The organism is Longibacter salinarum (genome assembly GCF_002554795.1).
GTDB lineage: Bacteria > Bacteroidota > Rhodothermia > Rhodothermales > Salinibacteraceae > Longibacter > Longibacter salinarum.
Genome location: NZ_PDEQ01000005.1, coordinates 298,633 through 323,186 on the forward strand (window position 1 = coordinate 298,633; position 24,554 = coordinate 323,186).

General features: G+C 61.0%; 20 protein-coding genes. 8 read left to right on the forward strand and 12 right to left on the reverse strand.

The features are described 5' to 3' along the window. The first annotated feature begins 114 nt into the window (after positions 1 to 114). Positions 115 to 738 (forward strand): flavin reductase family protein, encoded by a 624-nt coding sequence (locus tag CRI94_RS11295; RefSeq protein WP_098075812.1) that lies wholly within the window; start codon positions 115 to 117, stop codon positions 736 to 738. Positions 739 to 800: 62 nt separating this feature from the next. Next, positions 801 to 2,051, forward strand: a complete 1,251-nt coding sequence (locus CRI94_RS11300) for a M20 family metallopeptidase (protein ID WP_098075813.1) — start codon at positions 801 to 803, stop codon at positions 2,049 to 2,051. Between the two features lie 181 nt (positions 2,052 to 2,232). Here the strand turns inward: CRI94_RS11300 and CRI94_RS11305 are convergent, their stop codons facing one another. The 6 genes from CRI94_RS11305 to tsaD all read right to left on the reverse strand — a co-directional run bounded on the left by CRI94_RS11305 (position 2,233) and on the right by tsaD (position 8,694). Further along, a complete protein-coding gene (locus CRI94_RS11305; RefSeq protein ID WP_143815378.1) occupies positions 2,233 to 3,339 on the reverse strand; it encodes a BamA/TamA family outer membrane protein in 1,107 nt (368 codons plus the stop codon). A 74-nt stretch (positions 3,340 to 3,413) separates the two neighbouring features. Beyond that, the gene (locus CRI94_RS11310) at positions 3,414 to 4,214 is read right to left on the reverse strand and encodes a CDP-alcohol phosphatidyltransferase family protein (RefSeq protein WP_245846167.1); all 801 of its coding nucleotides are present in this window, start codon (positions 4,212 to 4,214) and stop codon (positions 3,414 to 3,416) included. A gap of 37 nt (positions 4,215 to 4,251) precedes the next feature. Continuing rightward, entirely contained in the window at positions 4,252 to 5,559 is a 1,308-nt protein-coding gene (gene der / locus CRI94_RS11315) for a ribosome biogenesis GTPase Der (RefSeq protein ID WP_098075815.1), read from the reverse strand. Between the two features lie 159 nt (positions 5,560 to 5,718). Beyond that, complete coding sequence (locus tag CRI94_RS11320) at positions 5,719 to 6,534, reverse strand: EcsC family protein (RefSeq protein ID WP_098075816.1); 816 nt, start codon at positions 6,532 to 6,534, stop codon at positions 5,719 to 5,721. A gap of 192 nt (positions 6,535 to 6,726) precedes the next feature. Then, a complete protein-coding gene (locus CRI94_RS11325; RefSeq protein WP_098075817.1) occupies positions 6,727 to 7,542 on the reverse strand; it encodes an undecaprenyl-diphosphate phosphatase in 816 nt (271 codons plus the stop codon). 129 nt (positions 7,543 to 7,671) lie between these two features. Continuing rightward, complete coding sequence (tsaD, locus tag CRI94_RS11330) at positions 7,672 to 8,694, reverse strand: tRNA (adenosine(37)-N6)-threonylcarbamoyltransferase complex transferase subunit TsaD (RefSeq protein WP_098075818.1); 1,023 nt, start codon at positions 8,692 to 8,694, stop codon at positions 7,672 to 7,674. A gap of 213 nt (positions 8,695 to 8,907) precedes the next feature. Here tsaD and CRI94_RS11335 point away from each other — a divergent pair, with 213 nt between their 5' ends. From CRI94_RS11335 to CRI94_RS11350, 4 genes are all read left to right on the forward strand, one after another. Next, entirely contained in the window at positions 8,908 to 9,426 is a 519-nt protein-coding gene (locus tag CRI94_RS11335; RefSeq protein WP_098075819.1) for a hypothetical protein, read from the forward strand. A gap of 105 nt (positions 9,427 to 9,531) precedes the next feature. Further along, entirely contained in the window at positions 9,532 to 10,014 is a 483-nt protein-coding gene (locus tag CRI94_RS11340) for a LytR C-terminal domain-containing protein (RefSeq protein WP_098075820.1), read from the forward strand. A gap of 71 nt (positions 10,015 to 10,085) precedes the next feature. Next, the gene (rsfS, locus tag CRI94_RS11345) at positions 10,086 to 10,562 is read left to right on the forward strand and encodes a ribosome silencing factor (RefSeq protein WP_098075982.1); all 477 of its coding nucleotides are present in this window, start codon (positions 10,086 to 10,088) and stop codon (positions 10,560 to 10,562) included. 45 nt (positions 10,563 to 10,607) lie between these two features. Then, positions 10,608 to 10,979, forward strand: coding sequence for a DUF423 domain-containing protein (locus tag CRI94_RS11350; RefSeq protein WP_098075821.1), 372 nt, complete (start codon positions 10,608 to 10,610; stop codon positions 10,977 to 10,979). Between the two features lie 12 nt (positions 10,980 to 10,991). Here the strand turns inward: CRI94_RS11350 and CRI94_RS11355 are convergent, their stop codons facing one another. Beyond that, positions 10,992 to 11,351: a hypothetical protein gene (locus tag CRI94_RS11355; protein ID WP_098075822.1), complete on the reverse strand. Its 360-nt coding sequence runs from the start codon at positions 11,349 to 11,351 to the stop codon at positions 10,992 to 10,994. A 120-nt stretch (positions 11,352 to 11,471) separates the two neighbouring features. On the opposite strand from CRI94_RS11355, the gene CRI94_RS11360 reads away from it, so the two are divergent. Next, the gene (locus tag CRI94_RS11360; protein WP_098075823.1) at positions 11,472 to 11,717 is read left to right on the forward strand and encodes a hypothetical protein; all 246 of its coding nucleotides are present in this window, start codon (positions 11,472 to 11,474) and stop codon (positions 11,715 to 11,717) included. Between the two features lie 98 nt (positions 11,718 to 11,815). Here the strand turns inward: CRI94_RS11360 and lipB are convergent, their stop codons facing one another. Then, entirely contained in the window at positions 11,816 to 12,604 is a 789-nt protein-coding gene (lipB, locus tag CRI94_RS11365) for a lipoyl(octanoyl) transferase LipB (RefSeq protein ID WP_098075824.1), read from the reverse strand. A gap of 116 nt (positions 12,605 to 12,720) precedes the next feature. Then, positions 12,721 to 20,832, reverse strand: coding sequence for a T9SS outer membrane translocon Sov/SprA (gene sov / locus CRI94_RS11370; RefSeq protein WP_179862270.1), 8,112 nt, complete (start codon positions 20,830 to 20,832; stop codon positions 12,721 to 12,723). 404 nt (positions 20,833 to 21,236) lie between these two features. Here sov and CRI94_RS11375 point away from each other — a divergent pair, with 404 nt between their 5' ends. Then, entirely contained in the window at positions 21,237 to 21,746 is a 510-nt protein-coding gene (locus CRI94_RS11375; RefSeq protein ID WP_098075826.1) for a YybH family protein, read from the forward strand. A gap of 15 nt (positions 21,747 to 21,761) precedes the next feature. Here CRI94_RS11375 and CRI94_RS11380 read toward each other — a convergent pair whose 3' ends face one another. The 3 genes from CRI94_RS11380 to CRI94_RS11390 form a co-directional block, all read right to left on the reverse strand. After that, positions 21,762 to 22,958 carry a saccharopine dehydrogenase family protein gene (locus CRI94_RS11380; RefSeq protein ID WP_098075827.1) on the reverse strand — a complete coding sequence of 399 codons (1,197 nt, stop codon included), beginning with the start codon at positions 22,956 to 22,958 and terminating at the stop codon, positions 21,762 to 21,764. Positions 22,959 to 23,097: 139 nt separating this feature from the next. Next, entirely contained in the window at positions 23,098 to 23,850 is a 753-nt protein-coding gene (locus CRI94_RS11385) for a recombination mediator RecR (RefSeq protein ID WP_098075828.1), read from the reverse strand. A gap of 89 nt (positions 23,851 to 23,939) precedes the next feature. Continuing rightward, positions 23,940 to 24,281, reverse strand: coding sequence for a YbaB/EbfC family nucleoid-associated protein (locus tag CRI94_RS11390; RefSeq protein ID WP_098075829.1), 342 nt, complete (start codon positions 24,279 to 24,281; stop codon positions 23,940 to 23,942). Between the last annotated feature and the right edge of the window lie 273 nt (positions 24,282 to 24,554).

Here is a 24,554-nt window from a genome sequence, read left to right on the forward strand (position 1 = left end):
ACTCCCCAACCTTCTTCCACACGTCCACACTTCCACACTTCCAGCCATCCCGAACCTGGAACGTGATCCCCTCGTTTTACCAACAAATGTCTCGATCCTTCAGCCTTCTGAACCATGGAAACGCCGTCGAGCCAAGAATCAATCATCACGCTCGATCCTGAGCAGCCGTTCTGGGATCGATTCCACATGGTCGCCCCTCTCGTCGTTATCGGAACGATGGACGAGGAAGGCAACCCCAATCTCGCGCCCAAACACATGGCAACGCCCATGAGTTGGCGCGATTACTTCGGCTTCGTCTGCACCCCGCGGCACAAAACGCTCCGCAACGCGAAGCACACGGGCGTGTTTACCGTCAGCTACCCGCGCCCCACGCAGGTCGTCATAACCAGCCTGGCCGCCTCGCCCAGGGAGGACGTTCCCGACGGTCCGGCGATCAAGTCGGGCCTCGACCAGCTGCCAACCCGCCCTGCCGAAATCGTAGAGGGCGTGTTTCTGGAAGATGCGTATCTGTTTCTCGAGTGCGAGGTCGATCAAATCGTCGACGGACTCGGAGAAAACAGCCTGATCATCGGGAAAGTGGCTGCCGTCCACGCACACGAGGACATTCTCTGCTTGTCTGACCAGGACATGGAGACCACACGACGCGAGCAGCCACTGCTCGCATACATTCCGCCGGACCGATATGCGACGATCAATGAAACGCACGCTTTCCCCTTTCCATCCGGCTTCAGCAAATAGCGTCCAATCGGCCGGCTGTACTGAGATCCTCTTGCGTCCGTCCCCGCTTGCTTCTCCCGTCTATGTCCGACGCCCCCTCCTCCGTTGACACCGACCATGCCTCCGCCCTACACGAGCATTTGCGTGGACAAACTGAGGCGATGCTCGACCTGCTCGAACGCCTCGTGCGCATTGAATCGCCAACCAGCGACCCGCAGGCGCAGCAAAAGGTGCAGTCTGTTCTTGCCGACCGCCTCGCGGCCCTAGGCTTTCGGATCCAGACGGCCCGCGGCGGAACGACCGCCGACGGCGATCCCGTGGGCAACCACCTCATCGCGTTTCCTGAAAACCGGTCTTCCGAGACGCCCGTCCAGCTCTTGCTCGGTCATGGCGACACCGTGTGGCCCCACGGAACCCTCGAATCTACCGTCCCCTTCGAGATCGACCGAGAGAAGGGCGTCGTGCAGGGCCCCGGCGTGTTCGACATGAAAGCGGGCCTCACGCAGATGATCTTTGCCCTGGAGGCCCTGACTCATCTCGGTGTCGATGTCCCCGTACAGCCGATCGTCATGGTGAGCGCGGACGAGGAAATTGGAAGTCCGACCGGGACCCGACACATCGAGCGTCTGGCGCCGTGCTGTGACCGGGCTCTCGTCGTCGAACCGGCGCTTGGCCTTGACGGCAAGATCAAAACGGAGAGGAAGGGCTCTGGCCGCTTTCACATCCACGTAAAAGGGAAGAGTGCTCACGCCGGACTGGATCCAGAGAGCGGGTCCAGCGCCATTTTGGAGCTTTCCCACGTCGTCCAGCGCCTGCATGATCTGAACGATCCGAAGGCCGGCATTTCCGTGAACGTCGGCACCATCGGAGGCGGAACGCGGCCGAACGTCGTCGCCGCAGAGAGCACGGCGGAGGTCGACGTGCGCATCACAACAAAGGAGCAGGCAGAGGCCGTTGAGCACGCCATCCGGAGCATCGAACCCACGGTGCCCGAGACGAAAATGACGATCGAAGGCGGCATCTCGCGGCTCCCGATGTCACAAACGCCGGCCTCCCGGGCCCTGTGGCAGCACGCACGCACCACCGCGGAGCGGATCGGTCTATCGCTCGACAGCGGACGGTCGGGCGGCGTGTCCGACGGCAACACCGCCGCGCGTTTCACCCCGACGCTCGACGGGCTCGGCCCGGTGGGCGACGGCGCTCACGCACGCCACGAGTTCTGCTACATCGACGCGATGGCGGAGCGCAGCACCATCCTCGCCCTGCTGATCGCCAGCCCCGCCACGGAGACGCTCCTCGAAGCGAACCGGACGGCGAAAATCGAAATGGGATGAGCGTTGAGGCGTTGGGACGTTGCAGCGTTATCGCGTCAAGCGTTATCGCGCGTCGAAACTCCGGAGGGCTGGTCCTCCACCAACGCCCCCGGGTCGCCCTTTCCCCCCTCTCTCCCTCTCTCCCTTTCTCCCTTCCACACCTTCACACTTCCACACCTTCACACCTCAATACGTCGCCGCCTCAAAACGCCTCCAACAGCGACAGGTAGAGCTCGAAGCCGTGCGCACCGTACGCGATGTCCATTCGGCCGTGTACGCCCTCGTCGTTGAGTCGCAGGCGCCCCCCGATGCCGGCGGCCACCTGCACGTTGCGCACCAGGTTCTCATTTAGTCCAGAAGCTACTTCCCCCGCCGAGGCGAAAGCCGTCGCCCCGAAGCGCCAGAAGAGCGGGACACGCACCTCGGCCTGCGTCGTCCAGTAAACCGCGTCGCGATACCGCCCCTCCAGGTAGCCGCGCATGCGCTCGGACCCGCCGAGTAGCGGCAGCGTCTGAAACGCCGGCGTCCCCGTCACGCCTTCCGCGTACACATTTCCAGCAAACACGACCGGCCCGGCGGATCGGTACGCACGCAGATCCGCGAGAAAGCGACCGAACGTGAAGTCGCTCCCGATCACGGCCGAATGCCACAGGGCCGACGTTTCGAGGAAATGGCCGTCGCGCGGATAGTAGATATTGTCGCGATCGTCCCACAGCGCACCCAGCCCGACGCCGATCGTCCGTCCCCCATTGGCACCCGCAATCGGCATCGTCTCCAGCTGTCCTCCGCCCTCGACCTCGGTCATGTTCTCCAGCCGAACGAAGAGTCGCGGCCCCAGCACGAACCGTCCGGGAAGCGGCGTTCGAACCCGCTGCTGCGCCGTCGCCTCCAGCGTCAGGTAGCGCGAAGTGAAGTCTTCTTCGGCACTCGAGGGCGTGTTTCCTCCAATCCCGAAGAACGAGTCAGGGAACCGGCTTGCTTCGATCTCCCCCGCGACCCGGTACCGTCCGTTCTGCAGGTAAAACTCCGGCGCGATGTTGACGACGATCTGCCGCTCCTGTGTGATCGTGACGACAGACTGCACACTCGACGGAATACGCCCGGGTCGATCAGGCTGGTAGTATCCCGCGACCATGCCGATGGCGATTCGCGTCTTGGGCTCGTACGACGCGTACGGAAGCACCAGCCAGTCGCCTGAAGCATGAGTTGTGGTGTCGGCGGCGGATGTCGTATCCGCAGACTGGCCGTATGCAGATCCCGGCAGTCCCGCGAGTGCGTTTAGCAGAAGAAGGAGAACGAGTACGCGCATCTCGTACGGACGAATGGCGGGAATAGTGGCTGACGCTCGTGACAACGGTTCCGTTTCCCCTGCGTTCAAGGTCGTCACGGCGCCGCGATCGTCCGCCGCCCCTTCCAGTCAAGGTAAAAGGACAGGCCGAAGTAAAACGCGGGGTAGACGAGACTTGCCCACAGGAACCAGTCACCGCCCCATGTCGGGCCATTCGGAAACGCCGGGAGCATCGCGACCAGCATACCAAGCCAGATGACGGCACCGACGATGACGGGCCACATCCATGGCTTCGGAGCCCGGTTAGGATAGACAAACCGCACCGGCAGGACCGTCATGAGCGCCAGGACGAGCGTCGCCCCGAGCGAGAAATAGGCACCCGTCTCGCCGTACTCTGCGACGAACAACCCGGTGTAAAACGCCACCACGTTCCAGTACGAAGGAAAGCCCAGGAAGAAGCCCGCTGCCTCCTGTTTGGCGGTTGCGTTCGAGAACCCGAAGAGACTCGCCATCATCACGAGTGCGACCCACACCGCGTCCGGCCCCGGGAACCAGCCCATGCGCCAGACGAGCATCATCGGGATAAACGTGAACGTCAGGAAGTCCACGATGTCGTCAATGACGTGGCCGTAGATGCGCGCCGCGTACAGCTTGACGTTCCAGTGTCGGGCAAGCGGCCCATCCGCAGCGTCAATCAGGACGGCGATGGCGAGCCAGATAAAGGTCCATCGAGGAGACACCTCCGTCCGGGCGATGGATGCCATCGCCAAAAATGCGAAAATAACGCCCGACGCCGTAAAGACGTGAACGGCGTAGGCACGCGTTTTTCGCCCCCAGCGAGCGCGCTCCTTCTTGTCCTTGAAGTTTGGCTTTTCCATCTCCGGCCAGGCTGTCATCAACAAGTCGGCCGCGAGATACGGCGCACGGCGCAAACTACTTCTGTTTGAACACCAGTGTCAACGGCACTCCCTTAAACCCGAATGCCTCGCGGAATTGCCGCTCCAGGTATCGCTTGTACGATTCCTTTATCCCTTTCGGGTGGTTCGTAAAGAAAACGAACACGGGCGGGTTCTCCCGAACCTGGGTCACATACTTGATTTCGACGTAATTCCCCCCTCGATAGGTCGGCGGATGGTGATTGGCGACCGCCTCGCGCAGAACGTCGTTCAGGCGGCTCGTCTGGATTCGCTTCGCCCGCTCGTCGGCGACCTCAAGCGCCGTATCGATCACCTTGTATACTCGCTGCCTCGTGAGCGCCGAGGTAAAGACGATCGGCACGTAGTCGAGCGTCTGGAGGATCTTGTGGAAGTAATCCTCATACCGCTTCGCCGTCTTGGTATCTTTCTCGACCAGATCCCACTTATTGACGGCAATAACCATCCCCTTCTTGTGCTTCTCCGCCAGCTTCAGAACGTTGATGTCCTGGTTCTGAAGCCCATCGGTGGCGTCGATCATGAGAACACAGACGTCGCCCTCGCGAATGGAGCGCTCCGTGCGCAGCGTCGAGTAAAACTCGATGTTCTCCTTCACCTTCGCCCGCTTGCGGAGGCCCGCGGTGTCTACCAACGCGATTTCACGGCCCTCGTAGTTGACCAGCGAGTGGATGGCGTCGCGGGTCGTGCCGGCGACTTCGGTCACGATCGACCGGTCGTAGCCCAGCACCGCGTTCACGATGGAGGACTTGCCAACGTTCGGCTTCCCGATAATGGCTATGCTCGTCCGATCCTCGAGCTCATCTTCCTCTTCTTCCTCCTCCGGCAGCGTGTCCACAAGCGCATCGAGCAGTTCGCCGGTGCCAATCCCGTTCGTTGCGCTCACGGGAAAGACCTCGCCAATGCCCATCTCGTAGAACTCGCTCGCCGCCCAGCGCCGCTCGTCGTTGTCGGCTTTGTTCGCCACGACCAGGACCGGCGTGTCGTCCTTGCGGAGCTTGTCTGCCATCTCCTGGTCGATGTCCGTAATGCCCGTCGTGACATCGCCGACGTACAGGATCACGTCCGCGTCCTCCATCGCGATGTCGACCTGCTCGCGGATGGCCGCTTCGAAGCGCTCGGACGAGTGGGGGACGTATCCACCGGTATCGACGACCGGGATCGTGCGCCCATTCCAGATAATCTCGCCGTAGACCCGGTCGCGCGTGACGCCGGGCTCATCATGGACAATCGCCAGCTGAGACTCGGTCAGGCGGTTGAAAAGCGTCGACTTGCCCACGTTGGGACGGCCGACAATGGCAACGAGCATGTTTCAAAGTCGAATTACGAAAGGCGAAATGCGAAGTGTAGTATAACGACATGAGTGGTGAGAAAAGGTCCGCTCCCCCGCCACAAACGAGGCCTTTCCCTCCCGAAATTCGCATTCCAACTTCGCACTTAGCACTTCGCACTTCCCATTTCGCACTCCCTACAGTCTTTGCTTCCAGTCGAGGTACATCGCGCGGAAGCACATGTATGCGGCCTCGGCCGTTTCAGAGGTGAACCAGTAGTTAACGCCAGCTCCGACGGCCGCACCGGCGAGCGGCACGGACTGCGCCAGCTTGCGCCCGACGAGCGCCTTGGCGATCTCCCGCGGGAGGTGGCGGTTCTGGTCGCGGAAGGTGCCGGACACGCGGCCGCGATACTCCAGGTCGTTGGCGAACGCAGCCGCGGCCACGCTAACCTCACGGAGCGCCTCGTTGCGCGCCTCTCTCCCTCCAGAGGAGGCGACGTTGAAGATCGATAATACAAGCGGACGGAACGTCGGCCCACGCATTGGGAAGCCGTAGCACGCGCCGATCTGCTGAATGAGCCGGAAGTTGATCGTAAACAGCAGCGGGATGTCGGCCGCAATCAGCGCTGCGCCGCCCATTCCCATGCCGCCACCACTCAGGCCGGCGAGAATCGTGTTTTCCCGAAAGCGGCTGCGGGCGAGCGCGTCCAGATCCTCGATGCGTTCGCTCCGCAGCTCGGACACGGTCTCGACCATGAGCTTCCGCTTGTGCGCGGCCTCGATCACGTCCTCCGCGTCGTACGTCCACTCCGAAGCGTCGCTCAGAACGGACAGGAAGTCGGATATCTTCTCGCTTGCCTGATCGACAACCTCAGGGGGAGTGACGCGGTCCACAGCCCAGTCGATCGGACTCATGGCCCAGTTGACGGCCTGGGAGAGGACGTTGGCGTCGGCGTGCTGCCAGTCCTCAATCTGGCGGCGAATGGCTTTTTCGGAATCGGAAAGGCGCATATTTGGAAAACGTCGGTGGGCGAAACGACGATGGCGCGAGAGAGAGTCAGATGCAAATTAAACAGCACCCCCGCAGAAAAGATGCGGACTCTTAAACCTTAGATGCGAGCATTCGCATTTCTGATCCAAACTCTCGGCTGCACCTTACAGGACGCACGCGCCCGGCCCAGTGTTACGCCCGTGGCGCCTCATCTACAGGTACCAGAGCCCGATACCACCGACGAGAAAGCAGTAGTATGCGAAGTACTGCAGGTTGCCCCGGCGCACGAAGTCCAGCATCAGCTTAATCGCCACGACGCCGGAGACGTAGGCGACGACCGTGCCGAGGAGGAGCGGGACCCAGTCGACTGTCGGGCCCAGCTCAACCAGCTCGATGCTCTTCAAAAGGGTTGCTCCGAGGACCACCGGAAGCAGCATCAGAAAGGAGAAATTCGCCGCCTGCTCGGGCTTCACGTTCTGGTAGAGTGCCGTGCAAATCGTCGACCCGGAGCGCGAAATGCCCGGAATCATGGCGGCAGACTGCGCGATGCCCACGACGAACGCTTTCACGGGGTTCAGCTTGCCGTCCGGGTTGGGACGCAGGAGCGTGAGCAGGAGGAGAATCCCCGTGACGATCAGCATGCCGCAGACGAGCTTTGGGTCACCGAAGGCCTGTTCTAGCTCGTCTTTGAACAGCACGTAGACGGCGCCGGTCGGGATCATCGTGATGAGGATGTAGATGCCGAGCCGGAAGGTGGCGCTATCCTCGTACCGCTCGGCGATGCTCGTCGGCTTCGCGACCGCACCGGCGGCTTCTTGCACCAGATCGACGACATCGCGGCCGTACACGGTGAGAATGCTGAGCACGGTGCCGAAGTGGACGAACACCTCGAACGTCACGTCGCTGGCTTCCGAGGCATCGAGACCGAGCAAATACTGTCCGAGCACGAGATGGCCGGATGAGGACACGGGCAAAAACTCGGTCAGGCCCTGCACGAGTCCCAGAATGATCGCTTCCAGCCAGGTCATGCGCGATTTGAATCAGGAAAAGGGAAAACGGTCATAGCACCACGCCACAACGTAGCGACCAGACGCGGAAGTGCCTACTGGCGCCGTTGAAGTCGGCTCGAAAAGCTCTCTCGGCTGGCGCGGGTTGCCTCAGCTCACACCCTCCGGTTTCTCAAGGCGAAGGCGCGGTTGAATGTCGAGCGTAGCGCCCGCCGCGTGCCCCGCCTGCAGGTGCATCGCTCCAGCACGAGCAATCATAGCGGCGTTGTCCATGCAATACGCCATCTCCGGCATATAGACCTCGAACCCATCCTCGTCAGCCGCCTCCTCGATCGCGGCCCGCAGTGCGGAGTTGGCCGACACGCCGCCGACAATAGCCACGTGCTCGGCCCCGGTCTCCCGTGCCGCATCGCGCACGGCCCCGACGAGCACATCGACGACGGCTTGCTGGAAGCTCGCGCAGATGTCCGCACGGTGATCTTTGAGGACGTCCTCTTTTTCCTCCCCGAGATCCCGAAGATAGTACAGTACCGACGTCTTGAGGCCACTGAATGAGAAGTCGTACTCGTCCAGGCGACTCCGGGGAAAGTCGTGAAACGCCGGATCCCCCATTTTCGCGAGCCGATCGATGGCCGGTCCACCCGGATAGCCCAGATCGAGGAGTTGCGCGACCTTGTCGAACGCCTCGCCGGCCGCGTCATCGCGCGTTGCCCCCAGCACGCTGTGCTCGAAATTCGGGCCCACGCGTACGAGCTCGGTGTGTCCACCCGAGACGACGAGGCAGAGATACGGCCGGGGCGGCGCCGGGCTGCTCAGATCCACCGAGTAGAGATGGCCCTCCAGGTGATTCACGCCCACGAGCGGTAGATTTCGTCCCCGCGCAAACGCCTTGGCAAAGGTCAGCCCGACCATCAGTGACCCCGGAAGTCCCGGGCCGTAGGTAACGGCAACCGCATCGAGGTCATCTGCGGTGCAGTCGGCATCGCGCAGGGCCTGCTGCACAACCGGCACGATCAGGCGCTGATGATTGCGCGACGCCAGCTCCGGCACCACGCCGCCGAACTCCGCGTGGATGTCGTGCTGCGAAGAAATCACGTTCGACCGCACGTCGGCATCGACCAGCACGGCCGCGGCCGTGTCGTCGCACGACGTTTCGATCCCGAGAATGGTCATGGTAGAATTCGACTTGCGAAGGGCGAATGGCGAAATTCGGCGCCGGAATATCCGACCGTGGCTCCGAACGTGAGCGTCATGGGTACGACCCGACGAGAGAGGCGTTCGGTTCCGGACGCTGTGGTGAACAAATCGAGCAGACTCGGGTACAGAATCTACCACGGATCTCCTCCGACCTGCCGTCTCCAGTTTCGTTATCTGAAAAGGTCGCTTATGCGCGCCACAGTTTCGCTACTATGCCTCGTCGCCGTGCTCTGCCTGGCACAACCTGCAGAAGCGCAGCTTCGCGAAACGGCTCTGAACGGGCCGTCTCCCACGCAACTTTATGACACGGGGAGTAGCTTCTTCGGGAAGCTCTTCGATGCGGAGCATTTCCAGATGTCGCATACCTACGAGATGTCCATGTCATCGTTCGGCAACGAGAGTGCCTCGATGGGCATGTACACGAACTCGATGATGTGGCAGTTTAACTCGGCTTGGGCCGCTCGCGTCGACGTGAGCCTCATGCAGCCGTTCTCCGGACAGATGTACGGGGACCAGTCCCCGCAGGTCTTCCTCCAGAATGCGGAGGTTGCCTATCGACCGACGGAGAGCACGGAGATCCGATTCCAGTTTCAGCAGAGCCCGTACGGACGGTACGCCAGCCCTTATGGCGCCTACCGCCCGTATGGTCACCGCTCTGCAGCCTTTGCGCCGCATTCGTCGAGCCGCCTCTTCTGGCGATCGAATTAGCCGCGTCGACGGATCTCCCACTGCGGGAATCGGCGCGGCATGCCCTCGGTGGCGTGCCGCGCTTTTTCTTCGCTCCCCGGCGACTCAGACTCACCCCTGCTGTTCATGAACCTTTGGACCGACCGCGTCCGAAACGGCCTTCTTAATTCCGTCCTGCTCGTACTCGGGCTCGGCGTGATGCTGCTGATGTATGCGCTCGTGACACGCACGACGACCCCGCGCAGCAACCCGAACCGTGTGGCACGTGCGACGGAGCTGGTTGGACCGGTGATTCAGGTCGAGGTTCGAAATGGCGCAGGGGTCGATCACCTCGCGGCCCGCACGACACGCTTCCTCCGCGACCGTGGCTTCGACGTCGTCGAAGTCGGCAACTACGGATCCTTCGCCCAAGAGCACTCCGTCGTGATCGACCGCGTGGGCGACCTCGAGTCAGCGCGCAAGGTCGCTCGAGCCCTTTCTATCCCAGAGGACCGCGTCGAGCAAGACATCCGAACGGATTACTACCTCGACGCCTCGGTTATTCTCGGGAAAGACTACCGCACGCTTCGCCCGTTTCAAGGGCAAGTAGACGTTCAACCGGCGCAATGATGGCGCCCGCCGGCTCATCCCGGCGCTTTTCGTTTCCTCCTCACGAGATCACGGACCAATGTCCTGACTGTATGGCTTCTCCCAACCAGATGACGTCTTCCTCTTCTGCCCCTTCTCCATCGCGCCGCCGAGTACCCGAGAATCCCGGGTACGTCCTCGCCGCTCACGCAGTCGATGCGATGGCCGATAAAAAGGCCGCCGACATCACGGTTCTTGACCTGCGTGGCGTCAGCGGAATGGCCGACTTCTTCGTTATCGGCACGGGCGGCTCCGACCTCCAAATTCGCGCCATCGCAAATGGCGTCATGGATCGGATCCGAGAGAAATGCGACGAACGCCCCTATAAGAAAGAAGGGCTGGAATCGCTGCAGTGGGTGCTGATCGACTACGTCGACGTTGTCGTTCACGTCTTCAGCAAAGAGAAACGCGAGCACTACAACATCGAACGCCTCTGGGGCGAAGCGGACGCCGAAACGGTGCCGCAGGACGGTGATGCAGGCGATATCAAGCTCCTGCAGTCGCTGCTCCACCAAGACGGGGACACGTGATCCGCGCGACTTCTCGTTTTCTTCCCAGACACCTCTTTCCGTTCGATGAGTCGACTGTTTCTCGTGATCGGAGCCCTGGCGGCCGGTATCGCCGTCGCCGCCGGGGCGTTCGGTGCTCACGGTCTCGAAAGCCGTGTGACACCGGATCGTCTTGAGACGTTCAAGACAGGCGTCGCGTACCAGATGTATCACGCCCTGGCCCTGCTCGCCGTCGCCTGGGCATCCGCGCAGTTTTCGGCCCCCGCCGTGTCGTACGCCGGCTACTGCTTCATCGCCGGAATGGTCATCTTCAGCGGAAGCCTCTACATCCTCGTCCTCACGGATACGTCCTGGCTCGGCGCCATCACGCCGATCGGTGGCGTGGCCTTTATCGCGGGATGGCTGCTTCTCGCCTGGGGCATCTGGTCGAGCCCTTGATCCAGACCCGGCTCAGAGCTCTTCGTCCTCGAACAGAACGGTGAAGCTGGGTAGCAGGTCGTGCTCTTTCGCCAGCGCGAGCATGGCACCAGACGCTACCTCCGGGATGTCGTAGGACCCGTATTCGGTGCTCTCCACGGCGAGACGGTACGCAACATCGGCATCATCTTCGATGTCTATTTCCGATTCCCATTCGGTCGCTTCTTCGATCAGAAGCGTGCCGTCATCCGGCATGAACGATGCGATGTACATCTCTTTGTTCGCCTCGACATCGATCAGGCTGAGGCTTCCGACCAACCCGTATTCGCCGTCGTAAAAGAGCGTTTCAGAAATCAGGCGGTGGGCAAAGTTTTCGAGATCGAACGCTGGCATAGAGTCACCCTTCGTGAAATGACAGTTCGCTCCAAGGGTATCGCTCCCACGCGTCGTTGTCAACCCGTAGCATGCCCACAACGCCTCTGACTCCGTCTTTTCCCGTATCCGAACCTGCCGATGGAAATCTACTGTCCCAAATGCGAATGGGAGCCGCCGGCGTCGGCACGCTGGTCGTGCTCATGCGGCCATTCGTGGAACACATTCGACACGCAGGGCCAGTGCCCCGAGTGCGGCAAAGTGTGGCGTGAGACGCAGTGCCTTCAGTGCAAGAAATGGTCGCCGCACCACGACTGGTACCATGACTATCCGCCGATCGACCTGGAGGAGATCACGGAAGAGACAGCCGTCGAAGAAGGCGCATAAAACCACACACGAGCCCCTGCCGCAACAATTGACTGTAGCAGGTGCTTTGCGGCCGATGGGAAGCGCTGGTAGCGTGCGCGGCCACCTGGACAGCAAATCTAGGCTGCGACGTGCGGGATGTCTGCGCTCGACCCCAGCACGTCATCAAGCGCACGGCGAGCGTCGTCGCCGTGAAGCAACTCGACCGTCGCGTCAAAGATGGTGGAGAAGTGGCCGACCACCTGCTTCAATACCTCACCGTCCGAAACCGATCGGTTCAGCTCGTGAGCCAGAGAGGTGACGCCTCGATCCCGAATACCGCACGGCACGATGTGGCCGAAGTAGTCAAGATCCACGTTGACGTTGAACGCAAAGCCGTGCATCGTCACCCAGCGGCTGCAATGTACGCCCATCGCGCAGATCTTTCGCTCGGGGCCGTGCTCGTCTGGGCCAATCCACGTACCCGTGCGCCCCTCCACGCGGCCGCCGTCGATGCCGTGATCCGCGCACGTTTGGATGATGACCTCCTCAAGTGAACGGAGATAGCGACCCAGATCGGTAAAGAAACGGTCGAGGTCGAGAATCGGATAGCCAACCAGCTGTCCCGGCCCGTGGTAGGTGACGTCGCCACCCCGCTCAATCTCGTGGAACGTCGCGCCGATCTCGTCGAGGCGCTCGTCGCTCAGCAGCATGTTCGCTGCGTCCCCGCTTTTCCCCAGCGTATAGACATGCGGGTGTTCGACCAGTAACCAGACGTGGGGCACGGTCTCCGGCGGGTCTGATCGCTTTGCCTCTACGAGACGCGTCTGCAGCGCTTTTTGTAGCGCGCGGGTCTCAGGATAGTCAACCCGCCCTAGATGACATGCCAGCACGTGCTGGCGCTCAGACGAGTCAGTCGAAGACAGCATGTCGATGGTCGAACAATCGGTACACGGGTGGATCGCAACGTATTTCCCGGACGCGACTTTGTTCTTGCGATTCGAAACGAGGCTGTATGCATCCGGACGGTATCACACCAAATCCGCTAATTCTCCGAGATGTTAATCCGGACGTTGAAGCTGCCGGCGATGTTGGTGTACGACGGGCGCCGGCTGTCACCATCGAGGCGTTCATACGTGAGCTGAAACTGTCCGTTGACGCGTTGGCTGAATTGATATTGCAGCTGGGGCTCGATCGTGAGCAGCGTAGTCTGTTCAGAAATCGATACGTTGTCCCCGGTGCGGGCATCGGCCGAGCCGTACGCGAATCCCTGTGCCGCCGCCTCCGACAGCGCGCGACGGAGCGAGAAGGTGCGCTGATCCGTAACGGCACGCTTGACGGTCAGACTAAACGTGATCTGGTTGTTCAACCGCCCAACCGGAAGCAACGGAAGTTTGAGCCCTCGCTTCCGCCACGTGGCCGTTAGCGACAGCTCACTGGCGGCGCTCTCTTCAACCGACAGGTTGGTCGTACTCAGCGACACACGATTCTGGCGATTCCAGTCGATCGTCGTCTGGAAGCCACCAAGCCACGTCACGTCGACGCCGAGTAGCGGTCGGTACGTTTCTTCGATTTCCACACGCGACGACTCGAAGTCCGGCTGCTGGAACGACAGCGTAGACCCCGCAATCCCAAAGTTGGTGGTGTCGCCGGCGGTCGATAACGCATTGTACGCCGTCGTGTACGTCCCGGAGTAGCCGTGGCGCAGCGTGGCACTCTGTGTAATGCTGCGGAGCAACGGCCAGTCAGCGATGCCCGTGTAGCGGACATTCCAGCCGGGAAGCGGGAATGGCACGAACCCGTTGCCTGCAGCTGTGCCGCCACCGACGAGGTACGCGTCACGGAAGCTGTTGGTCGCACTCGTGTTCGTGAGCGCCACGCCAGACGGATCCGCTCCACTGGTCGGGTTCGACACGTTCGCTTCCAGCAGCTCTTTCTGCGAGTCGAAGAAGCTATCGTAAGAGCCAAACGTCCAGACCGACGCGCTCCCACTCCCCGATTCGTTCCGGAAGAAGGTGTAGGAAACGCCGTCCTCCCGGGTCCGGAAGTTTTCCGGGCGTTGTGTACCCGGCACCGAGTCGGGATCGAATCGCGTGTAGGTCGTCTTCGGCGAGTTGCTCCACTTCAGCGACCAGTCGAGATCGACCTGCAGGGCCTGGCTGGGCGAAAGCGTTGTCGAGGCGCCCACATCGTTCTGGTTCGTCAGAGCGTCCACGACCTGCCGATCCGTACCGAGGACTCGCTGGCTGATACCAATGTCCCGACTGAAGCCAAACCGGTAGCCGAACGACGGTCCACGGCCCAGGAAGGCATCGTACAGGCTGTAATCGACCTGCGGAAGGGCTGGCTCGCGCGGAGAACCCGGTGGGAGGATTTCCTGCTCGTTCCCCACGCCCGTGGTCTGAACGGAGCGGGTATTCTGGTACGTAAACCGAACGTCGCGAATGTCCATGAACGTCAGCGCAACCCGGCGCAGCACACCGACAGGATCCGGCAGCGGGAGATCGCTCCACGACCGTTGCTCTGGCCTGTCCTCGCCGGAGTCCTCGCCGCTTTCATCGCCGCCTTCATCACCCTGCGGCTCCTGGCTTTCCTCACGCGCCTCCTCTTCCGGCGTCTCCTGAGCATCGGGCGCTGTCTCGGCCGTATCCTCCGCTCCGTCGTCGGTTTCTCCCTCACGACGCTCTTCCTTCTCGCGCTCGCGCTCTCGGCGCTCCGCTTCTTTCTCGCGTCGGGCTTTCTCCTGCGCCTCTTTCATCGACCGGAAGAACCCGAACCGCTCCCAGACTCGATTCGGCTGGAGGCTAATCCCGGTATTGAGGGTCGCGCTGTTGGAGGCCGTGGCACCGACCGGACTTCCCTCCGGCGCATTGCGCCAGTTGAACGTCGAGCTGTAAGTGATGTCGCGAAGGTCGATCCAGTTGAACGTCTCGCCTTCGAGAAGGCTCGGCCGCAGCGTCGCCGTAAAGTTCTGCGCGTACTGACCGGTGCGTCCACTCGACCGGCCCGACAGCAGGTCCGAAAGAATATCGCCCTCGGACTTCATGTCGAGTCGGTTTTCCACGAAGACGGAATCGCCAATGCTTCCCTGGTCGTACTGTGGGGATTCGGCAAGAAAGCGATCCAGATCATCGGTGGTTGCGATAAGCCGGCCATCCCGGTCATACAGGTTGATGCGCTCGGTGGCGCCGGCGCGGTTCAGCGTCTCCCGCGTATTCGTTCCAAACGTCAGGTTGAGGAACTGGAAGGGATTGTACTGCAGGTTGAACGTCCGCGAGTGATTGAACGTCTGGGTATCGCGGAAAGGATTCTGCGCTCGGCCCTTGACCGCGTCGTCGGGAATGTTCGTCCGCTGGTCGCGATTGCGGATCGATTGAAAGGTACGGCTCGCGCTGGCGGAGAATCGCGTGGACTGCGGAACGTAGTTGAACTGCAGATCGCCGAGCCGTCCCAGAACCGGTACGTCGTCGAGGAACCAGAAAGGCGATACCGTTCGGGGCTGCCCGAAGGTCAACTGGTACGTCGCATCGCTATTCCACGACCACTGATCGTTGACAAGCTGCTCAGGCGAGCGCGCCGTCTGCGTGCTGTACGAACCACTGAGGCTCAGCGCATCCATCGTGTTGCGCAGAAGCCACGACTCCGATCCCTGCTTCTGAACACTCGCCGTCATGGATCGGTCCTTCCGAAGCGTCTCCGCTCGATTTCGAACCTCTTCGATCTGTCGTTCTCGTTCATCAGCCGAAAGCGACGGATCGGACTCGATCTGGTCCACGATTTCCTCTACCCTCACATCATTCCGGATGGGGTCGAATCGCGGCGTCTGGCGTTCCTCTCCCGCCTCGACGGTCACCGGAATCTGCCAGCCCTGCCGCTCGGGCAGCAGCTTGTCGACGTTGAAGCTCGACCGAACATTCCAGATCTGCCGGTCGGACTGCTGCCGTTCGTTGAGCGTGCTCGACAGGCTGCCGAACCCATCGGTCCGGTTCTCAAAGCTACCGCTAACCTCCGCGACATCGGCGAGCTGCACCGTCGCATTTGACGTCACCGCCCAACCGGGTCGTTCGTCGTATCCCGTCACGCGAAGCTCGTTTGTCCAGAGCTCCACATTTTCGATCTCGTCGGTCGTGTTGCCCATGTGCCGAACGCCAATCACGATCGTCGTGATGCCGGACAGGGCGGGCGTGCCCCGAATCTTGAGTGTCGGAATCAGGTTCTCCGGACGGTCTCCGTATTCGTCGGACAGAGCGTCGGCACGGCGGGAAAAGACCTCCGTCGGGGGCGTAGCCGCCTGGTCCCGTGCCACCTTGAGCCGGTTCAGTGCGCTCAGCACCAGGTTGACGGAGTTCTCCTCGCGCCAGAGTTGCTGCGCTGACGTCTCCGGCCCCGGAATGTCGTCGGCGATGAGTTCCTGTTCGTACTCGTAATAGCTGTCGGACTGGTTTGTCCCGAAGCGCACGAACAGGCGAAGGTTTTCGTCGAGCACGTCATTGTCCGGCCCGTCCTCTGACTGCAGCGCCGGCGCCATGCTTGAGATCGTGCCGTGCAGGTGCGTGTACATCCGCACGCGCCGGTATTTCAGCAGGTTGAGTGCCTGCACCGACTTCACGACACCGCGTTGCTCCTGCTTGCCGAGCGTCTGCCCTCCCAGGTCGTCGACACTGAGCACCAGCGCCTGCTCCCGGCTTCGAGCCTGCGTTCCGCGTGCGGAGCGCGTCCGGCTAAGAATGGCGCCCAGCGGACTCTCGTAATTCGCATCCTCCTCGTCATTTACACTGGCCACGCGAACCTCCGCATTCCCCTCTTCTACCACCGGCGAGCCGTCATCCGGATCGGTCTGATCCTCGGTCGGGATCTCTTCGGCTTCCCGCCACTGGCTCCCGACCAGCTCGAGCGTGGCAAAGCGAATCGTGATCGGCTGCGAGTGGCCGCTCGTCCACATCCGGATCGACTCGATCAAGTTGAAGCCGTCGATGTCCCCCACCTCGCGAACGTCGTTCCGGTCAGCGGGTGGATCGTCGGCAAGGCGCACGGGGATGCGAACCTTGTACCAGCCCGTCCCCTGACCGGTCTCGTCATCCCGAATCTCACTCACGACAAAGTCGTTCGTCGCCGTTTCGTCGGCCTGCTGGTCCAGCACCTGTTCGGACAGCGGAATCTCGTACTCGTAGTACTCATTGACGACATCGATCGTCTGGTTAAAGTTCAGATCCTCATCCTCGGGCGTCTGCGACACACCACGGCGTACGGAGACGTTGCGTGCGAGTCGGTTCTGTGCTTCGAAGCCGTTGAGCTCCCCATTCGAGAAGTAGCGACTGAACCGCTGCTGCACGGTCGCCCCTTCGGGATAAAGAGAACGTGGATAGAGCTCTGGATCCTGGAAGAAAACATCGTTCTCGAAGTACTGGTAGTCGTCGCCCGACGGGTCAAGGCGCGCGCGGGCAATTTCTGCGTCAAGGTACGACTGCTGCTCGCTGGTCAGCCCCGTCCGGTCGACGTTATCTAAGGACTGATAGAAGTCGCTGAATTGATTCCGCTCGAGCAGCTCGTCGGCATACGCTGATTCGTCATACGAGGCCAGCCCATCGAGGCCAAGGTCTTCCGTTCGGTTGCCAGAGATGTCAATGGCTTCGTTCGTCTGCCCACTCGGCGTTCGCCCCCAATCATCCAGGTCTTCCTCATTGAAGGAGCTGGAGAGACCATCCTCACTGTTGAGGCGGTCATTCGGTATGACATCCTCCGATATGTTGCCGAGGTTCAGGTACAGCTTCGCGTTGGCGCCCGCATCACCGCCCTCCGGATAGGGCTTGAAAATGAACTCGATGAACTCGACGTTCTGCAAGCTGAAGTCGTTGTACCCCTCCGGCAGTCGTTGCGTGAAGCCCCCCCAGTTCTCCTCCGGCGTACCGACAAAACTGCCGAGTTCCGTCGTGTAGTTATACGGTCCACGCTCGAACGGATTAAAGTAGAGGTCGAGCGTCCGGAGCGTCGGATCGACATCGTTCGTCAGGTCGCGGTTGGGGAAGACATTCCGAACATCTACGAGACGGAATGCCGACTCTTCGCCGCGGACCGACGACTTGCCCGCCACATCCTCCAGGGTATTCTGATTCAGCTGGTACCAACCAAAGAGCGCGCGGCGGTTGGTAACGAGCGAATCTGTCTTCGACCCGGTGGCCGTGCCGAGCGGCGTCACCCCTTCCGCCGGCGGCGCACTCAGCGACCAGCCCTGTGGGTTCTGGGCGAGAGAAAAGGTGTTCTCGAATCCCTCAAAATCGTCGATGTACGAAATACCGTCCTGCTCATCCGGGCGAAAGCCGAGCCCGGCGCCCGACAGCCGGTCCTGTGTACGTCGATAAGCTTCCGTTTCGGTGTGACCCGGCCGCAACTGCGCGAACTCACCCGAAAGCTGGATGGAGCTTTCGCCCCGCGTCTGGATCAACGGCATCGCGTCCACGGCGCGCGTCAACCAGCCCGGCTCAAGATCGAGCGATCCATCCACGCCCCAGATCGTGTTCTGGATGGGCTCCTCGCCGATGCGGTACTTGTCTACGGGCGACTTCTCACTCAGGCGCATTAGCGTCGCTCCGATAGCGACCTGGTCCCGCAGTGCATAGTCGGCGCGCGCGCCTAACAGGGTCTTCTGCTGCAGGTTCGTAAAGGAGTTTTTCTCATACGAAATCTCGATGTCGCGTCCCTCCGCGAGATAACTCTGGTCGGTGATCGTCACCGTACCTCCCTGATAATCCACCACGTAGTCGACACCCTCCTGCAACTTCGTGCCGCCGGACGTCACCTCGACGGAGCCCTCAACGATGCCGGTGAACGCCTGCAAATCGAAGAATTCCTGAGACGACCCACGATATTCTCCCTCGATCGCGTAGGCATCCTTGTCGCTATTATTTCGCGCTGCGTTCTCCCGCTTGTTGTCGTACAGTTCGCTAAAGATAAACGGCTCTGCTTCACTCAACGAACCGTTTTCCTGCGCTACCTCCTCCAGGCGAGTACCAAAGGGTTCGATGTACGGGAAAAACAGGAGTCCTTCGCCCGGGTCGATCGTGATGCCCGGGATGAAGTCGAACTGGTTGTCGGGCGTCGATGCACCGTCCACGTTGATGCGGTCGAGTCCGAGAACCCGAAGCAGTGGAGAGTTGTCGATCTCTCGAAGCGTTGGCGTGCCGCTCTGTCCCGGCGGGCTGTAGGTGATGTCCAGATTGAAGTTGTCGGGCGTGAAACCGCGACCGCCGAGACGGTAAACGTTCCGCATCTGCAGATACCATGCGGGCACAAGCGCGGACGCCGTTGGCGCGGGCATGCTGGACGGGCGGAGCAGCTTAAGGACGAGCTGCCGATCGTTCTGACCACCCGCGGCGCCACCACCGTCAGAGGAAAAGTCTCCTACCTGTTGGACCTGCCCGTTCGACGCACGATACTTGAAGGCAATGGCCAGTGCTTCCTGCTCCTGAAGCCGCTGGTTGAGCGAGAGATAACCGAGGTTTGGATCGAACGTGTAGTCCCGGTTCTCCTCCAGTCGCACGAACGTACCCGTCTGAAAATCCTCATCGTTCAGAGGTTGCGACACCTGCGTTTTGAGGTAGTCGCTCACGGATGTCCCCGGTTCGTTGGCGCGGAGAATGTCCAATTCACTCTGCGGATACTGATCAACCGCACCGGAGGGAAGCACGAGGTCGTTGTAATCGTCGGTCTCCGTGATCAACCGCGGGCTTTCGCCCAGGTCGACGACGGCCACAGCTTTGCGCGTATCCGGCTCGTCGGTGCTAGGGTCGATATCGAGCCGCCAGACTTCGATTTCGGTAATCTCCTGAAAGCCATTCAACAACTGGATGTTGTTGGGACTGCTGAGCACCTCGTTCCAGCTGTTGCGGAAGAAGTAGCTGAGAAAGAAGTGGGTGTTGTCGTCGTACTCGGTGGGGCGAATAGCAAATTCGCTGGTCTCCGACCCGCCGGAAATCGTTTCTCGGCTGGACTGGCCTTCCTGCTGACTGGCAATTGTGGTGAGGCTGAAGTTACCGAGTTGGAAGCGGCTCTTGATCCCAAACTGGCTCGTTCCCCCTCGAATCAGGTTCGAAGGCGTTTCCAGAAATACGTTTCCGGCCTCTATGCTCTGGACGATCTCATCCTCGTAGCCGGTATATTTCAGCTTGACCTGGTTCTGGTAATCGAACTGGTTGTTCGTGTCCCAATCGATGTCGATCTGCATCTTGTCGCCGATCGTGCCCGTCACACCCAGACGCAGGTCCTGCTTGAAGCTGGGGTCGATCTGGCTGGCGTCGCCGGTGATCGAGACCTGGCGATCGCTCTTCCGGTAGTCGAAGCCGGCGTTGATGTCCGCCTGACCGTTCACGCGGAGGTCGACCTGCGGCTTGCCGAAGATGGTCGAAAATGGACTCTCACGCCCACCCGGCACGACGATGTTTACGCCCAACCCGCCGCGCTGCCGGCGCTGTCCCTGGCGCTGCTTCGCGATCTGACGCCACGATTCCGTCGCGTTACTGGCGAACCGTTGCTGCCGGTACGTCTCCGAGTCCACCCGCAATATAGCGGACGTGTCCGTTGTGGGGCGAACGATGTATTCGTTGCGCATCGAGTCAAGCTCGGTTTCCCCCGCACGGTACGTCTTGGGTCCCAGCAGCGGGCTCGACTCACCGAATCGGATGCCGCGGCGATCGCGACGCGGGCGGAGGTACTTGTCGACGAGCCCCGTGTCCGCATGGGCGACGGTGGCAGAGTCAAGCGTTCGAGCCGTATCGGCCAGCTCCACGGATAGATCCTGCACCGATTGATCGGGCGTCAACAGGTCCGGGCGCCGCGTGGTGCGTGTGCGTGCTGTGTCTGGCCTCTGTGGTGGAACGGCCGTCGTGTCGATGTCGACGGTGTCCGCCGGGACGGCGACGCTATCCGTGTCGGACACGGCCGGCCGGATGTACGGCGCCGGACGGGACGTTAGCGCCTCGCTGATCCCGCCGAACCATGCAGGGGCGGGCGATCCTTCGGCCTCCGGGGCCTCCGGCCACAACATTGACGCCAGCGTAAAGAGAACGGCAACCGTGATCCACCCGGATATGCGCCACGACGGAAACGACCCGGCGGAGGTGGAAGCGACAGATGAAAAGTGGGGGGAAGAAAACAACGACACGTAGTGTGCTACCTCTTAGAGATGACGCCCAAATCACCGGTGGAAACCGGTCGAAGCGTGATCCGCGGATGGAAAAGTGTAAAACTTAAAAGCGGTAGCAACTTCGCCGATACGCTGAGGGAGATAAGCTAGAGACAGTGGGAAATGCAACGAGACGGGGCCTGGCTCCGCCTTGCAATACGATGGAAAGGTAATGCGCAATAGGTACGGCTTCAAGCAACATGCCGAACCCGTACCGCCGTGGATCCAACTTCGCCGTAAGTTCGATCTAAGGTGCGACAATGCCCCAAGGTGGCGATATCGCGATTGCTTCAAGAGGAGTTGCTCCTGAGAGGCGTTCCCGATAGGTTACATCTATGGACGCTCGCTTGTGAACGACTCTCCTCCATCGATTATTGCCTAGAATGAAACGCACCTTTTCGCTACCTCGGCTCCCGCACCGCCGTTCCCGAGGCGTACCGATCCTTCTTCTGCTGCTGTCGGTCGTGGTGCTGGCCGGGTGTTCGTCACCGTCGGGCGATACCGTCGACACCGATGCCGAAGTCGACGCGCTCCGCTCGATTCTCAAAGAGCAACAGGCCGCATGGAATCGCGGCGACCTGGAGTCATTCATGCAGGGGTACGCACAGACCGACACGCTGCGGTTCGCCTCCGGCGGCTCCGTACGAAACGGCTGGCAAACGACGCTGGAGAATTACCAGCAGGGCTATCCGGATCGAGCGGCAATGGGAAAGCTTACGTTTTCGGATCTGGACGTTGACGTCATGAGTCCGACGTGGGCGATGATATTTGGGCGCTGGGAACTGGAGCGTGAGCAGGACATGCCGGGCGGTCTCTTTACGCTCATCTTCCACCGCACGGATCCGTCCGGTCCCTGGCGGATCGTCCACGACCACACGTCGTCGGGGTCGTAAATCCAGCGGTTTCGTCTATGCTTTCTGAAGCGATGGCTGTCCCGCGACATCGACATGACCCTCATGCCACTCCTCTCGAATATCGAGGCCACGCTCGGACACTTTCTCCATATACACGTCGTGAGGGACAACATTTTCGGGGACATCGGCTCCGCCACCGGAAACATACCCACGTTCAGAAACAAGGCGTGCGACGACCACCGTCGGAATAGCGGTCGCGCGCATCATCGCTGTCTGACTCGTCTCCTCGTCGTATCGCTCAATCATTTCATACACCAGAGACTGTTCGCGCCCGTCTTTCATCCCGTGAATGACGACGCGCATGAGCACGGCGTCCGCGTAATCCCCTCCGAGCCGATCTCGCATCCGGCGGACGAGGACATCCCGGTAGGTTAGGTGCGTCCGGACCCCGATCTTTCTATCTTCGCCGAGCCCGAGTCCGATCACGAAGCGCATTTGGTGCGCATGACCAGGCCAGCGAATCGTCTTGTGATCAAGCGTTTCGACTTTCCCTTCCAGCGACTCCGTAAGCGTCGACAGGCCTCCCTGCGTGCAGAACGCTTCCATGTCTCGGAACGGCTCTTCGCCGAACCCAATGGTCTCTGTCCCGGTCAGGGCGTCGACCTTCACCACGCGTCCGTCTCGGATGTGCTGGGCGGGATTGGTGTAATCATCGAGGATGCGCTCCGCCGACCAGGAGATACGGAAGTTGAACGGTTCCTGCGGCTCAAGGGGTACGTCGCCGACGCGCAGGTACGCTGCCTTGGGCTTGTCGAACTGCTCGATGCCATGCATACAGAGGACGTTGAGAAGACCAGGGGCCAGACCGCAATTCGGCACGATCCAGACCGACTTTTCGCGGGCCTCATCACTGAGTGCCAGTTCCTTCTGCACGATGGAGTCATTACCACCGAGATCACAAAAATTCACGCCGGCATTCAGGCATAGGCGGGCGAGGCCCGGGTTTAATTCCGGCGGGACACAGCTGATCACGCAGTCGCTACCCCGCAGGATCTGCGAGAGCACGTTGGTATCGCGGGCATCCACCTGAAATGACCGGAGGGTCCGACTGCTTACGGTGTCATGGAGAGCCTGCAGTGCACGCGAGCGCGTGTCGCATACCTGCACCTGGTCGACCTCGTCGGCGCGGGCGCACAGTTCGCGGGCAATCGCTGCCCCAATCGTACCTGCGCCGATGACGGAAATTTTCATAGGTGTATGCGACTTGGAATCATTCGTCGATCAACAAATTGCGCGGGCGATCCGCCGCCCGGCTGTGGGTGATGCCGTGCCAACGACATGCCGCGTTTCAGAGCTGGACATTATCTCTGTGTGTCGGCGGCCCGTGACATCAGACGGATCCACGCCCTTCGAGAGCACGTGAGAGCGTTGCCTCGTCAGCATATTCGAGGTCGCCTCCAATGGGAAGGCCCCGGGCAATCCGCGTCACCGGAACGCCCATCGGCTCGAGAAGCTGCGAGATGTAGTAGGCCGTCGTGTCGCCCTCCACATTCGGATTCACGGCGAGAATCACCTCGCGCACCTCTTCGTCGTCCTCGTCCGTCGTGTCGGAGGCGCCATTCGTGGACGGCTCGTCCGAAGCTCCGGCGGGGGCTCCATCTCCAGCGTGCTCCTCGCCGGTCGGGGCCGAGGCGCCCGATTCGTCGGTGGATGCGTTCGCTGCTTCCGTGCTGGCGAAACTCGGGTCGACGCGCCGGGCCAGCTCGCGGATGCGAAGATCGTCCGGGCCGACTCCGTCGAGCGGAGAAATGACACCGCCGAGCACGTGGTACAGCCCGCGGTACTCGCCCGTTCGTTCGATAGCAAGCAGATCGCTGGACTCCTCGACCACACAGATCGTCGATCGGTCGCGCTTCTCAGACGCACAGATCGGGCACGGGTCCCGATCCGCGACGACGTAGCAGATGGAGCAGCGCTGCACCTGATCCTTGACGGCGATCAGCGCGCTGGCAATCTCCTCGACCTCCTCCCGTGGCATCTTGAGGACGAAGTTAACCAACCGCTGGGCCGTTTTTCGGCCAATCGTCGGTAGCTTGGTGAACTGCTCCACCAGCGCCTCGACCGACTCTGAGGTAAACTGCATATTCGCAGTGCGTAGTTTGAGATTCGATATGCGAAAGGCCGCGTAGCTATGCTATTTTCGCACGTGCCACTACGCATTCCGCGAGGAATTTAGAGTCCGAGCTGGCTCAGATCCATACCCGGCGGAAGCATGCCACCCATCGACTTCTGCATTTCCTTCTGCTTCATCTCGTCCGCTTCGTCTAGCGCCTTGTTCACGCCCGCGATCACGAGGTCTTCGAGCAGCTCGATGTCGTCCGGATCGACAGCTTCCGGATCAATCTCGATCGCCGTAATTTTCTGCGCGCCGTTGGCGGTCACCTTCACCATTCCACCGCCCGCTTCGGCCGTCACTTCCTTGCCGGCAAGCTCTTCCTGAGCAGCGTTCATCTTCTGCTGCATCTCCATGATCTTGCCCATCATGTTCTGCATGTTCATGCCTCCGTTAGCCATATCTAAAGCACTGTCTTCGTGAAAAAGCGTGGCGCGTGCGGACCGGACAGCCGCCCGGATGCGCGCGCCGATTTAATTCAGTGAGATTGGTAAAGCACCCATACAACGAACCAGTCTCGCGACCGATCCGTCATCTTCGGGAGAATGCTGTGTTTAGAGACGGGTCAGAGAAGCCGATTGACCGTCGTCTCGATCCGTCCAGAACGGCCAGAGCCAACGGCGTTCAAAAACGCTCCATTCGCTCAGACATACGGCACGGACGTGGCATTCTGG